The organism is Rhizobacter sp. (assembly GCF_031412075.1).
GTDB lineage: Bacteria > Pseudomonadota > Gammaproteobacteria > Burkholderiales > Burkholderiaceae_C > Rhizobacter.
Window position 1 is genome coordinate 1 of the sequence record NZ_JANOCG010000408.1, and the last position, 12,350, is coordinate 12,350.

15 protein-coding genes and 1 tRNA gene are annotated in these 12,350 nt (G+C 63.4%); 12 read left to right on the forward strand and 4 right to left on the reverse strand.

The window, feature by feature from the left end; genetic code table 11:
- The 3 genes from RMO40_RS15400 to RMO40_RS15410 form a co-directional block, all read right to left on the reverse strand.
- Nucleotides 1-482 (reverse strand): ABC transporter substrate-binding protein (locus RMO40_RS15400; RefSeq protein WP_309723157.1); only part of this gene is annotated, 482 nt, incomplete at its 3' end.
- A gap of 285 nt (nucleotides 483-767) precedes the next feature.
- Complete coding sequence (locus RMO40_RS15405) at nucleotides 768-1,412, reverse strand: ANTAR domain-containing protein (RefSeq protein ID WP_309723160.1); 645 nt, start codon at nucleotides 1,410-1,412, stop codon at nucleotides 768-770.
- Nucleotides 1,413-1,488: 76 nt separating this feature from the next.
- Nucleotides 1,489-1,776 carry a hypothetical protein gene (locus RMO40_RS15410; protein ID WP_309723163.1) on the reverse strand — a complete coding sequence of 96 codons (288 nt, stop codon included), beginning with the start codon at nucleotides 1,774-1,776 and terminating at the stop codon, nucleotides 1,489-1,491.
- Between the two features lie 184 nt (nucleotides 1,777-1,960).
- Here RMO40_RS15410 and tsaD point away from each other — a divergent pair, with 184 nt between their 5' ends.
- Nucleotides 1,961-2,992 (forward strand): tRNA (adenosine(37)-N6)-threonylcarbamoyltransferase complex transferase subunit TsaD, encoded by a 1,032-nt coding sequence (tsaD, locus tag RMO40_RS15415; protein WP_309723166.1) that lies wholly within the window; start codon nucleotides 1,961-1,963, stop codon nucleotides 2,990-2,992.
- Nucleotides 2,993-2,999: 7 nt separating this feature from the next.
- On the opposite strand, the gene RMO40_RS15420 is transcribed toward tsaD, so the two are convergent.
- Nucleotides 3,000-3,419 (reverse strand): Hsp20/alpha crystallin family protein, encoded by a 420-nt coding sequence (locus RMO40_RS15420; RefSeq protein WP_309723169.1) that lies wholly within the window; start codon nucleotides 3,417-3,419, stop codon nucleotides 3,000-3,002.
- Nucleotides 3,420-3,530: 111 nt separating this feature from the next.
- Here RMO40_RS15420 and RMO40_RS15425 point away from each other — a divergent pair, with 111 nt between their 5' ends.
- From RMO40_RS15425 to RMO40_RS15475, 11 genes are all read left to right on the forward strand, one after another.
- Nucleotides 3,531-4,694, forward strand: coding sequence for a pyridoxal phosphate-dependent aminotransferase (locus RMO40_RS15425; protein ID WP_309723172.1), 1,164 nt, complete (start codon nucleotides 3,531-3,533; stop codon nucleotides 4,692-4,694).
- Between the two features lie 136 nt (nucleotides 4,695-4,830).
- Nucleotides 4,831-5,091 (forward strand): 30S ribosomal protein S15, encoded by a 261-nt coding sequence (rpsO, locus tag RMO40_RS15430; RefSeq protein WP_309723176.1) that lies wholly within the window; start codon nucleotides 4,831-4,833, stop codon nucleotides 5,089-5,091.
- Nucleotides 5,092-5,292: 201 nt separating this feature from the next.
- On the forward strand, nucleotides 5,293-7,407 hold the full coding sequence (pnp, locus tag RMO40_RS15435; RefSeq protein WP_309723179.1) for a polyribonucleotide nucleotidyltransferase: 2,115 nt from the start codon (nucleotides 5,293-5,295) through the stop codon (nucleotides 7,405-7,407).
- Nucleotides 7,408-7,459: 52 nt separating this feature from the next.
- Nucleotides 7,460-8,446 (forward strand): zinc-binding dehydrogenase, encoded by a 987-nt coding sequence (locus RMO40_RS15440; RefSeq protein WP_309723182.1) that lies wholly within the window; start codon nucleotides 7,460-7,462, stop codon nucleotides 8,444-8,446.
- 20 nt (nucleotides 8,447-8,466) lie between these two features.
- On the forward strand, nucleotides 8,467-9,207 hold the full coding sequence (gene tpiA / locus RMO40_RS15445; RefSeq protein ID WP_309723185.1) for a triose-phosphate isomerase: 741 nt from the start codon (nucleotides 8,467-8,469) through the stop codon (nucleotides 9,205-9,207).
- Nucleotides 9,208-9,241: 34 nt separating this feature from the next.
- A complete protein-coding gene (gene secG, locus RMO40_RS15450; RefSeq protein WP_309723188.1) occupies nucleotides 9,242-9,649 on the forward strand; it encodes a preprotein translocase subunit SecG in 408 nt (135 codons plus the stop codon).
- A gap of 166 nt (nucleotides 9,650-9,815) precedes the next feature.
- Nucleotides 9,816-9,900: transfer RNA gene (locus RMO40_RS15455), tRNA-Leu, on the forward strand.
- Between the two features lie 62 nt (nucleotides 9,901-9,962).
- Entirely contained in the window at nucleotides 9,963-10,322 is a 360-nt protein-coding gene (locus RMO40_RS15460; RefSeq protein ID WP_296688076.1) for an NADH-quinone oxidoreductase subunit A, read from the forward strand.
- Between the two features lie 111 nt (nucleotides 10,323-10,433).
- Nucleotides 10,434-10,910, forward strand: a complete 477-nt coding sequence (locus tag RMO40_RS15465; RefSeq protein ID WP_296688075.1) for a NuoB/complex I 20 kDa subunit family protein — start codon at nucleotides 10,434-10,436, stop codon at nucleotides 10,908-10,910.
- An 8-nt stretch (nucleotides 10,911-10,918) separates the two neighbouring features.
- The gene (locus tag RMO40_RS15470; protein ID WP_309723193.1) at nucleotides 10,919-11,515 is read left to right on the forward strand and encodes an NADH-quinone oxidoreductase subunit C; all 597 of its coding nucleotides are present in this window, start codon (nucleotides 10,919-10,921) and stop codon (nucleotides 11,513-11,515) included.
- Between the two features lie 3 nt (nucleotides 11,516-11,518).
- Nucleotides 11,519-12,350, forward strand: an 832-nt coding sequence (locus RMO40_RS15475; protein WP_309723196.1) for an NADH-quinone oxidoreductase subunit D, incomplete at its 3' end; no start/stop codon positions are given.

Here is a 12,350-nt window from a genome sequence, read left to right on the forward strand (position 1 = left end):
GTCGGGAAGGTGCCCGCGAAGGTGTATTCACGCTTCTCCTTGGCCATCAGCTTGGCAAGCGAGGGGCCGTCGACCGCGCCCTTGTCGGCCAGCGCCTTCGACAGCGTGATGGCCTGGCCGTTGTTGTTCAGGTTGAGCAGCACGGCCATGTCTTTCTTGGGGCCGCTCACGCCGAGGTGCACGCCGTAGATCAGGCCGTACAGCACGTGGGCCATGTCGAGTTCGCCGTTGACCAGTTTGTCGCGCACACCGGCCCACGAGGCTTCTTTCGTGGGGATGATCTTCACGCCGTACTTCTTGTCGAAGCCCAGCACCGAGGCCATCACCACCGAAGCGCAGTCGGTGAGGGGAATGAAGCCGATGCGCACCTCTTCTTTTTCAGGCTTGTCGGAGCCCGCGGCGTAGACGGCGGTGTTCAGGCCGGGCACAAGACCGGCGGCGCTGCCAGCGGCGGCGGCTTTGATCAGGGTTCGGCGGCTCATGAGGTTGGGCTTTCTGGTCGATGGGTGGGTCATGGCTTGTTCTCAGTGCATGAAAAAGGAAAAGACAAAAACAAAAAGGCGTCCGCACGTCGCCGGGATGAAACCCGAACTCGTGGGGACGCCGTCGTCCCATCAGCGCAGCGCCGTCATTGGCGCCAGCCGATGTCTCCAGAAAATCGCCGTTGATCTTCTGCGTCTACATACGCAAGCGGTGTGCCATGGTGGTTTGTGGCGTTTGGGTGTTGCGCCGCACCAAATCAGGGTTGATGCCGAGCTGCATGCACTTCAACCGAGCAGGTCGCTGACGTCGATGAGTCGCTGTGCCACATCAACGAGCTTGAGGCCCTTGTCCATCGCGGTTTTGCGCAGGCGCGCATACGCGTCTTCTTCACTCAGGCCGTGGCGGCTGATGAGAAGGCCCTTGGCACGGTCGATCAGCTTGCGGTCTGACAACTCGGTGCGAGCGTCGGCCAGCTCGCGACGCAGGTTCTCCTCATGCCGAAACCGGGCCATCGCCACGTCGAGCACCGGCTTGACGCGGTCGGTGCCCAGCCCCGCCACCACGTACGCGGTGACACCGGCGGCGATGGCCGCCGGCACGTGCGAGGTGTCTTCGTCTTCGGTGAACAACACGATCGGCCGGCGCGCGTCGCGTGTGGCCATCACCACGTGCTCCAGCGTGTCGCGGGCCTGGCTTTCAGCGTCGACGATGATCATGTCGGGCGCGATCTGCGCAATGCGGTCGGGCAGGAACACGTCGACCGGCAACACGGCGACGATGTTGTAGCCGTTCTCCAGCAGGCCGATGCGCAACAGGCGCGAGCGCTCGGCTTCGGTGCCTGCTTGCGGATCGGTGCCGTCGGGCGCGAGATCGGGTGCCACGATCACGATGCGCAATGCAGGGGTTGGGCTCGGAGGCGGCACTTTCATGGTGCATGAGACAGCAACATCCACGCCAGAAACGAAAAAGCCCGCCGAGGGGCGGGCTCCGTGACCAAGTTGGCGTTCAGTGGTCGTTGGCTTGCACGTTCAAGGCTTTGCGCAGCCATCCGCCCAGCGGGCGGAGCGATTCAAACACCGAATCGGGTGCGGACAGATCGCGCTCGGTCAGCAAGCTGCGGCCTTCCAGCATCTCGATGAACTGCTGCACTTCCTTGCGGCGGATTCCACTGCAGGCTGTCAACTGGGCGAGCGACATGTGGCGATGCGACATGTCGGTGAGCATGCGGCGGTAGGCCGTGCGGTGGTAAGGCGCGGGCAGGTCGGCCCAAGCGACAAGACGGTATTCCTTCATGGATTCCCCAACGATGTTCATTGTTGGCAATCACATCTCGGGTGACTGCTCGGATGTGCACAGTAGTGCGCCGACTTGGTGCTGTGAAGAGGGTTCGAGGCGATTTCGGGAAAACACCGATGCCAGGCTGTGGAAAACAACAGCCCTTTATGGGCCGTGTGTTGTGCTCGGTACACTCGTCTCGATGAAAGTTCTGGGTGTGGAGTCATCGTGTGACGAAACCGGCGTGGCGCTGGTGGAGGCTGACGCAAGCGGCGTGCCGCGTTTGCAGGCGCATGCGTTGCACAGCCAGATCGACATGCACCAGGCGTATGGCGGCGTGGTGCCCGAGCTGGCCTCGCGCGACCACATCCGGCGTGTGCTGCCTCTGGCAAAACAGGTGCTGAACGAGGCGTCTTGCAGCTTGCAAGACATTGACGTGGTGGCCTACACGCGCGGCCCCGGTTTGGCCGGTGCGCTGCTGGTGGGGGCAGGCGTGGCCTGTGCCCTGGGTGCTGCGCTGGGCAAGCCCGTGATGGGAGTGCATCACCTCGAAGGGCATTTGCTGTCCCCGTTTCTTGCGAGCGATCCGCCCGAGTTTCCGTTCGTCGCCTTGCTGGTGTCTGGCGGTCACACCCAGTTGATGCGCGTGGACGACGTGGGGCAATACGAGCTGCTGGGCGAAACCATCGACGACGCGGCTGGCGAGGCCTTCGACAAGTCGGCCAAGATGATGGGCCTGGGCTACCCCGGGGGCCCGGCATTGGCGAGGCTGGCCGAGTTTGGCGACGCCACCACCTTCGATCTGCCCAGGCCGCTGCTGCACAGCGGCAACCTCGACTTTTCCTTCGCCGGCTTGAAGACCGCCGTGCGCACGCAGCTGCTCAAGCTGGGCAGCAATGTGTGCGAGCAAGACAAGGCGCACCTCGCCGCATCGACACAGCAGGCCATCGTCGAGGTGCTGGTGAAAAAGTCATTGGCAGCGCTTAGATCCACTGGATTGAAGCGCTTGGTGGTGGCTGGCGGCGTGGGCGCCAATGCGCGCCTGCGCGCCATGCTGAACGCCGAATGTGCGAAGCGCCAGTGCAGGGTGCATTACCCCGAACTGGCGCTGTGCACCGACAACGGCGCGATGATCGCGCTGGCCGCGGCGATGCGCTTGCAGCGCGGTATCGCCTCGGCTGGACTCGACTACGCGTTCGACGTCAAGCCGCGCTGGGCTCTCGCGGCCGTCTGAGTCGACATCAGTTGATGTTGATCTGCGTGGCGCCGGTGGGCACACGCTTGGCCAACGTCAAGGTCAGCACACCGTTCTCAAACTTGGCCGTCGACGTGGATTGATCCACCTCGGCCGGCAGGCTCACCGTGCGGGCGTATTGCGCGGTGCTGCGCTCGCGGTAGATCACACGTTCGCCTTCCTTCGCTTCAGCAGCGGCCGCATGGGCTTCAAGGCTCACGCGACGGCCTTGCACGGTGACCTTCAGCTGATCCTTGCTGAGGCCGGGCAGGTCGAACGACAGCTTGTAGGCGGCGTCGCTCTCGGTGACGTCGAGTGCGGGCACACGCGGCTCATCGGCCAGCGCGTGGTCATTGAAGAGGTGGTCGATGGCGCGCGACAGTGAAACAGGGGCAACGCGGCGAGTGGCAGTGGGGAATACGAACATGGTGAGCATCTCCTTGGAATCGACCTCGGCCGCTGCACCGTGCAGCAACCCATGACACCCAAGCTAGGAGCGGCATTTTTGTTTTCAAGGGGCTTGAAAATCGGCGCTAGCATGCGGCGCAACATGAGACCTGTCATTGCCGGTTTGCCGGCCTCCAAGATCCGCGAAGTGGCCAACGCCGGCCTCGGCCGCAGCGACGTGCTGGCCTTCTGGTTTGGCGAGAGCGATGAAGCCACGCCTGCTGCCGTCAACCAGGCGGCGGTCGCGTCGTTGCATGCCGGAGAGACCTTTTACTCGCACAACCTTGGCTTGCCCGAGTTGCGGGAGGCGCTTGCGGGCTACCTGAGCGATCTGCATAGAGCCGTTGATGTGGATCGTGTCGCCGTGACCTCGTCGGGCGTGAGCGCCCTGATGATCGCGAGCCAGTTGCTGATCGGCCCCGGCGATGAGGTGGTGGCGGTGGTGCCGGTGTGGCCCAACATCGTGGCGCAGCCGGCCATCCTGGGAGCGCAGGTGCGGCGGGTGCCGCTGCAAGTGCAGGACGGCGCCTGGGTACTCGACATGCCGGCCTTGCTGAGCGCGATCACGCCGCAGACCCGTGCCGTGCTGGTCAACGCACCCAACAACCCCACCGGCTGGACGCTGGGCCGTGAAGAGCAACGGGTCTTGCTCGCCCATTGCCGGCAAACGGGCACCTGGATCGTGGCCGATGAGGTTTACGAGCGCATCTACTTCGAACCGGGCGCACGCGCCGCGCCAAGCTTCCTGGACATTGCCGAGCCGCACGACCGCCTGGTGGTGGCGCACAGCTTCTCCAAGAGCTTCCTGATGACTGGTTGGCGTCTTGGCTGGCTGGTGCTGCCGCCCGGTTTGTCGCCCGACGTGGCCAAACTGATCGAGTTCAACACCTCCTGCGCGCCGGTGTTCGTGCAGCGCGCCGGGCTGGCGGCGGTGCGTGAGGCCGGTGCCTTTGTGCCGGGATTGGTGCAGCGGCTGAAAACCTGCCGTGACACGCTGATCCCGCGCCTGGCCGTGCTGCCCGGGGTGAGCGTTGCCACGCCCCGCGGCGGCATGTACGCCTTCTTCCGCGTGGCCGGCGAGGACGACTCCCTGGCCTTCGCCAAGCGCCTGGTCGAAGAGGTGGGTCTGGGCCTGGCGCCAGGCATTGCCTTTGGCGACGAAGCCGAAGGCTGGCTGCGCTGGTGTTTTGCCTCGCGCGACCCGGCCAGGCTGGTGGAAGGGGTAGGGCGGCTGAGTCGCGCCCTTCGGCTATAATCGTGGGCTCTGTCTGGCACGGCTGGTCAGGGAACATAGCACGGCGCGGGAAGGTTTCTCCCGCCACCGCAAGTCGCAACCCCGGAAACCGCAGCACACAATGCAGTTGCAGCGGCCCGGACACCAGGAAACTGACATGTCTGTCGCTAAATCTGAAATCGTCAAGGCCAACGCACGCAGTGCGAACGACACGGGCTCCCCTGAAGTGCAAGTTGCACTGCTCACCGCCCGCATCAACGACCTGACGCCCCACTTCAAGACCCACCTGAAAGACCACCACGGTCGCCGGGGTCTGCTGAAGATGGTCAACACCCGCAAGAGCCTGTTGGCCTACCTGAAGAACACCGATGCAGACCGCTACACCGCGTTGATCCAGAAACTGGGTCTGCGCAAGTAAGCGGCGCAAGATAGTGAAGAGCCTGTCTGGATTCACCAGCACAGGCTCTTTGCATTTGGAGCCAGGCACCCAACGATGACGATGTGTCATTCCAACGGCGTTCCACACCGAACCCCTCTGGAATGGCATCGCGCCAGGTTGCCACAGCTCCGGGGTCTCAAGGCGCCGCCCTACAGGCGCTGACACTCAAAGGAGAGACACATGAGCATGTTCAACAAAGTCACCAAGACCTTCCAATGGGGCCAGCACACCGTCAAGCTGGAAACGGGCGAGATCGCCCGCCAGTCCGGTGGTGCCGTGATCGTCGACATCGAAGACACCGTGGTGCTGGCCACCGTGGTCGCCGCCAAGAATGCCAAGCCGGGGCAAGACTTCTTCCCCCTGACCGTCGACTACATCGAGAAAACCTACGCCGCCGGCAAGATCCCCGGCAGCTTCTTCAAGCGTGAAGGCCGCCCGAGCGAACTCGAAACGCTGACCTCGCGCCTGATCGACCGCCCGCTGCGCCCGCTGTTCCCCGAAGGTTTCTACAACGAAGTGCAGGTGGTGATCCACGTGCTGTCGCTGAACCCTGAAGTTTCGGCCGACATCGCCGCACTGATCGGCTCCAGCGCCGCGCTGGCCATCTCGGGAATTCCGTTCAACGGCCCCATCGGCGCAGCCCGTGTGGGCTATGTCAACGGCCAGTACGTGCTGAACCCCGGCAAGACCCAACTGCTTGATTCGCAGATGGACCTGGTGGTCGCCGGCACACAAGCTGCCGTGCTGATGGTCGAGTCTGAAGCCCAGCAACTGAGCGAAGAAATCATGCTCGGCGGCATCGTGTTCGGTCACGAGCAAGGCAATATCGCCATCGCCGCCATCAACGATCTGGTGCGTGATGCCGGCAAGCCGGCCTGGGACTGGAAGGCCCCCGCCAAGGACGAAGCCTTCATCGGCAAGGTGGTTGCACTGGCCGAAGACAAGCTGCGCGCCGCTTATCAGATCCGCTCCAAACAAGCACGCACGCAAGCCACGCGCGAAGTGACGGCCGCCACCCTGGCGGCACTCACCGCCGAAGGCACCGCCTTCGACAAGGTCAACGTCGACAACGTGCTGTTCGACATCGAAGCCAAGATCGTTCGCAGCCAGATTCTTTCTGGCGAACCGCGCATCGACGGCCGCGACACCCGCACCGTGCGCCAGATCGAGATCCGCAACAGCGTGCTGCCGCGCGTGCACGGCTCGGCCTTGTTCACCCGCGGTGAAACGCAGGCGCTGGTCGCTGCCACCCTCGGCACCGACCGCGACTCGCAGAAGATCGACGCACTGGCTGGCGAGTTCAGCGAGCACTTCATGCTGCACTACAACATGCCTCCGTTCGCCACCGGCGAAACCGGTCGCGTGGGCACGCCGAAGCGCCGCGAAATCGGCCACGGCCGCCTGGCCAAGCGCGCACTCGTCGCCGTGCTGCCGAACCGCGTCGACTTCCCGTACTCCATGCGCGTGGTGTCTGAAATGACCGAGTCCAATGGCTCGTCGTCGATGGCATCGGTGTGCGGTGGCTGCCTGGCACTCATGGACGCTGGTGTGCCGCTCAAGGCGCACGTGGCCGGCATCGCCATGGGCCTGATCAAGGACGGCAACCGCTTCGCCGTGCTGACCGACATCCTGGGCGATGAAGATCACCTGGGCGACATGGACTTCAAGGTGGCCGGCACCACCGCTGGCGTGACCGCCCTGCAGATGGACATCAAGATCCAGGGCATCACCAAGGAAATCATGCAGGTCGCGCTGGCACAAGCCAAGGAAGCCCGTCTGCACATCCTCGACAAGATGATGACCGCCATGGGCGAAGCGAAGACCGAGGTGTCGCAATTCGCACCGCGCCTATACACCATGAAGATCAACCCCGAGAAGATCCGTGACGTGATCGGCAAGGGCGGCGCGACCATCCGTGCGCTGACCGAAGAGACCGGCACCACGATCGACATCGGCGAAGACGGCACCATCACCATCGCCTCGGCCGACGCCGACAAGGCCGCCTTCGCCAAGAAGCGCATCGAAGAGATCACCGCTGAAGTCGAAGTGGGCAAGATCTACGAGGGCCCGATCACCAAGATCCTGGAGTTCGGTGCACTGGTGAACCTGCTACCGGGTAAAGACGGCCTGCTGCACATCAGCCAGATCGCGCACCAGCGTGTCGAGAAGGTCACCGACTTCCTGAAAGAAGGCCAGATCGTCAAGGTCAAGGTGCTCGAGACCGACGAGAAGGGACGCGTCAAGTTGTCGATGAAGGCCCTGATCGAGCGCGAAGCTCAGCCTTCACACGATTGATGAAGCCGGGCCGCTTGGCGGCCTGCTTCTCGCCACCGACTGTCTGCACCCCATGAAAGCCATCGAAATTGCGTCTTGCGGCGCGCCTGACGTCTTGCGCCCCGCTGAGCGGCCGGCGCCGGTCGCGGGTGCCGGTGAGGTCTTGATTCGTGTGGCCGCATCGGGTGTGAACCGACCCGACGTGTTGCAGCGAAAAGGGCACTACCCGGTGCCACCCGGTGCATCTGATCTGCCTGGCCTGGAACTGGCAGGCAAGATCGTCGAGGGGGATCGAACTGCCATGGCGGCAGCCGGGCTGAACCTTGGCGACCGGGTGTGCGCCTTGGTGGCGGGTGGCGGTTACGCCGAGTTGTGCGTGGCGCCGATTGGTCAGTGTCTGCCGGTGCCGGCGGGCTTGAGCGACATCGAAGCCGCCAGCCTGCCCGAAACCTTTTTTACCGTCTGGTCGAACGTGTTTGACCGCGCCGGACTGCAACCCGGCGAAACGCTGCTGGTGCAGGGCGGCACGAGCGGGATCGGCGTCACCGCCATCCAGTTGGCCAAGGCCTGGGGGGCGACCGTCATCGCGACGGCCGGCAGCGATGAAAAATGCGCTGCGTGCGTCGCTCTCGGCGCCGACCACGCCATCAACTACCGCAGCCAGGACTTTGCCGCCGAGGTCATGCGCATCACTGCCAAGCGTGGTGTGAACGTGGTGCTCGACATGGTCGCCGGCTCCTACGTCGCGCGCGAGTTGAGCTGCATGGCCGAAGACGCTCGCCTCGTGCTGATTGCGGTGCAAGGCGGCGTTGAAGCCCAGATCGACGCCGGTGTGGTGATGCGCAAGCGTCTCACGGTCACCGGCTCGACCTTGCGCCCGCGCCCTGTTACTTTCAAGGCTGCCATCGCGCAGTCGCTCCGTCAAAACGTGTGGCCCTGGCTCGAAGCCGGCAAGGTGAAGCCGGTGATCTTCAAGGTGTTCCCGGCGGAGCAGGCGGCTCAATCGCACACGCTGATGGAATCGAACGAGCACATCGGCAAGCTCGTGTTGACATGGTGAATCCGAAGGAGCCCCAACCCATGCGTCGCAAACTGGTGGTAGGCAACTGGAAGATGAACGGCGGCCGTGTGGTCAACGCCGAGTTGCTGGCTGCGCTGAAGGAAGCTGAGCCCTGGGATGCCGGTGTGGCGGTGTGCGCGCCGTTCCCTTACCTGGCCGACGTGGCCTTGTCGCTGCAAGGCAGCCGCATCGTGTGGGGTGCACAAGACTGCTCGGCCCACGAATCGGGCGCCTATACCGGCGAGGTGTCGGCGTCGATGCTGAGCGAGTTTGGCTGTCATTACGTGATCGTCGGTCACTCCGAGCGCCGCGCTTATCACGCCGAGTCTGATCAACTGGTGGCCGACAAGGCAAAGGCTGCGTTGGCGCACAAACTCACCCCCATCGTGTGCGTGGGCGAAACGCTGGCCGAGCGCGAAGCAGGGCAGACCGATGCCGTGGTCAAGCGCCAACTTTCGGCCGTGATCCACACGCTGGCGCACTGCATCTCGCAGGTGGTGGTGGCTTATGAGCCCGTGTGGGCCATCGGTACCGGCAGGACCGCGTCGCCCGAGCAGGCGCAGGCGGTGCACGCCGTGCTGCGCGCCCAACTGCACGCGGCCACCGAGAAGTCTGGCGAGATGCAGATCCTCTACGGCGGCAGTGTGAAGGCCGACAACGCGGTGCAGCTGTTTTCACAAGCAGACATCGATGGTGGGCTCATCGGTGGTGCATCCCTCAAGGCGGCAGACTTCGCCGCCATTTGCAAGGCTGCCAGCTGAGCTGGGCCTGAAGAATTTTTTGGAGCAATAAGAAATGCAAGTGTTGATGAACGTCGTGGTGGCCCTGCAAATCCTGGCGGCCTTGGTCATGATCGGGTTGGTGCTGATCCAGCATGGCAAAGGCGCGGACATGGGTGCCTCGTTCGGCAGTGGCGCGTCGGGCAGCCTCTTCGGTGCCACGGGCAGTGCCAACTTCCTGTCTCGCTCCACCGCGGTGTGCGCTGCGGTTTTCTTCTGCTGCACGCTCGCACTTGCCTACGTGGCCAACACCCGCACAGTCACGTCGGGCACCAGCGTGCTCGATCGCGCCGGCATGGCGGCTCCTGCTGCAAGTTCTGCGGCAAGTGGCGCACCGCTGATCCCAGGGTCGGCTCGCTCGGCATCTGATGTAGCGCCCGCCGCTGCACCTGCTGCATCACTCCCCGCTATTCCGGGCAAGTGACCCGGTCCTGAAAACCTTTGTCCGCGGTCCAAACGGCATGCTGCAATGCAGCGTCCGGCCGAGATCACCCGGGGTTTGAGGTTAGAATTTGCGGCTGTCTGGTGAGCTACTTCCTCATGCAATCCAGACGCCGTTGCCAGGCAGTTAGACGGCAGTAGTACGTTAGGCCGACGTGGTGAAATTGGTAGACACGCTATCTTGAGGGGGTAGTGGCGAAAGCTGTGCGAGTTCGAGTCTCGCCGTCGGCACCAGATCTATCGGCAAGGCGCTTACCCAGTGCCTTGCTGTAATCAACAAAGCCGACACTCGAACCATGAACCTGGCCCCCTACCTTCCTGTGATCTTGTTCATCCTGGTTGGTGTGGCAGTGGGTGTAGCGCCCCAGGTGCTTGGCTTCCTGTTCGGCCCGCGTCGTCCTGACGCCGCCAAAAATTCTCCCTACGAATGCGGCTTCGAGGCATTCGAAGACGCCCGCATGAAGTTCGATGTGCGTTATTACCTGGTCGCCATCCTCTTCATCTTGTTTGACCTGGAAATTGCTTTCCTCTTCCCGTGGGCCGTGTCGCTGCGCGAGATCGGTGCAGCGGGCTTCTGGGCCATGATGTTGTTCTTGGGCATTCTGGTCGTGGGCTTTGCCTACGAGTGGAAAAAGGGTGCCTTGGACTGGGAATGATGAAGCGCCTCGTCCAACGTGTACGTTGCCCGATCCCCCCGAGGGGATGCGGGCCGGCTTGGGGCGGCCCGGCGCTCGGCCCGTGGCTACGTTAGGCATTAAGGATTCGCCATGGGCATTGAAGGTGTTCTCAAAGAAGGTTTCGTCACGACCAGTGTCGATACGCTGATCAACTGGTCGAAGACCGGCTCGCTGTGGCCCATGACCTTTGGGCTGGCTTGCTGTGCCGTCGAGATGATGCACGCGGGTGCCGCCCGCTACGACATCGACCGTTTCGGCATGCTGTTTCGCCCCAGCCCTCGGCAGAGCGATCTGATGATCGTCGCCGGCACGCTGTGCAACAAGATGGCGCCGGCCCTGCGCAAGGTCTACGACCAGATGGCCGAGCCGCGCTGGGTGCTGTCGATGGGCTCCTGCGCCAACGGCGGTGGCTATTACCACTACAGCTACTCGGTGGTGCGCGGCTGCGACCGCATCGTGCCAGTCGACGTTTACGTGCCGGGTTGCCCCCCGACGGCTGAGGCTTTGCTTTACGGCATCTTGCAGCTGCAATCCAAGATCCGCCGCGAAAACACCATCGCCCGCTGAGCACCCTCATGAGCAGACTCGACATTCTTCAGGCCGCGCTTGAGGCCGCGCTTGATGCGCGGCTCAAGAAGCTGGTGCGTGATCGCGGTGAGCTCACCCTCACGGTTGCGGCTGCCGACTACCTCGCTGCCGCCACGCAGTTGCGTGACGATCCCACGCTGCACTTCGAGCAACTGGTCGATATCTGCGGCGTCGACTACTCCGCCTACAAGGACCAGCCGCAAGAAGGCGCGCGCTTCGGCGTGGTGTCGCACCTGCTGTCGGTCAAGCACAACTGGCGTGTGCGGCTCAAGGTGTTCTGCCCCGATGACGATTTGCCCTCGGTCGAGTCGATCACCCCGGTGTGGAACTCGGCCAACTGGTTCGAGCGCGAAGCCTTCGACCTCTACGGCATCCTGTTCGAAGGCCATATCGACTTGCGCCGCATCCTCTCCGACTACGGCTTCATCGGCCACCCGTTCCGCAAAGACTTCCCGACTTCGGGCCATGTCGAGATGCGCTACGACCCCGAACAAAAGCGCGTGATCTATCAGCCGGTGACGATCGAGCCGCGCGAAATCACGCCGCGAATCATCCGCGAAGACAACTACGGCGGGCTGCACTAGACCATGGCCGAGATCAAGAACTACACGCTCAATTTCGGCCCCCAGCACCCGGCAGCGCACGGTGTGCTGCGCCTGGTGCTCGAACTCGACGGCGAAGTGATCCAACGCGCCGACCCGCACATCGGCCTGTTGCACCGCGCCACCGAGAAGCTGGCCGAGAGCAAGACCTACATGCAGTCGCTGCCCTACATGGACCGCCTCGACTACGTGTCGATGATGTCCAACGAGCACGCCTACTGCCTGGCGATCGAGCGCCTGCTGGGGGTCGACGTGCCCGAGCGCGCGCAGTACATCCGTGTGATGTTTGCCGAGATCACCCGCCTGCTGAACCACCTGATGTGGCTGGGTGCGCACGGGCTGGACTGCGGTGCGATGAACATGCTCATCTACTGCTTCCGAGAGCGTGAAGACCTGTTCGACATGTACGAGGCAGTGTCCGGTGCGCGCATGCACGCGGCCTACTTTCGCCCAGGTGGTGTGTACCGCGATCTGCCTGACTCGATGCCGCAGTACAAGGTGTCGAAGATCCACAACGCCAAGGCGATTTCCAGGCTCAACGAGAACCGTGCTGGCTCTTTGCTCGACTTCATCGACGACTTCTGCGCGCGCTTCCCCGCCAATGTCGACGACTACGAGACCTTGCTAACCGACAACCGCATCTGGAAGCAGCGGACTGTCGGCATCGGTGTGGTGTCTCCCGAGCGTGCGTTGAACCTCGGCTTCACCGGCCCCATGCTGCGCGGCTCCGGCATCCAGTGGGATCTGCGCAAGAACCAGCCCTACGACGTCTATGACCGCATGGACTTCGACATCCCGCTGGGCACCAACGGTGACA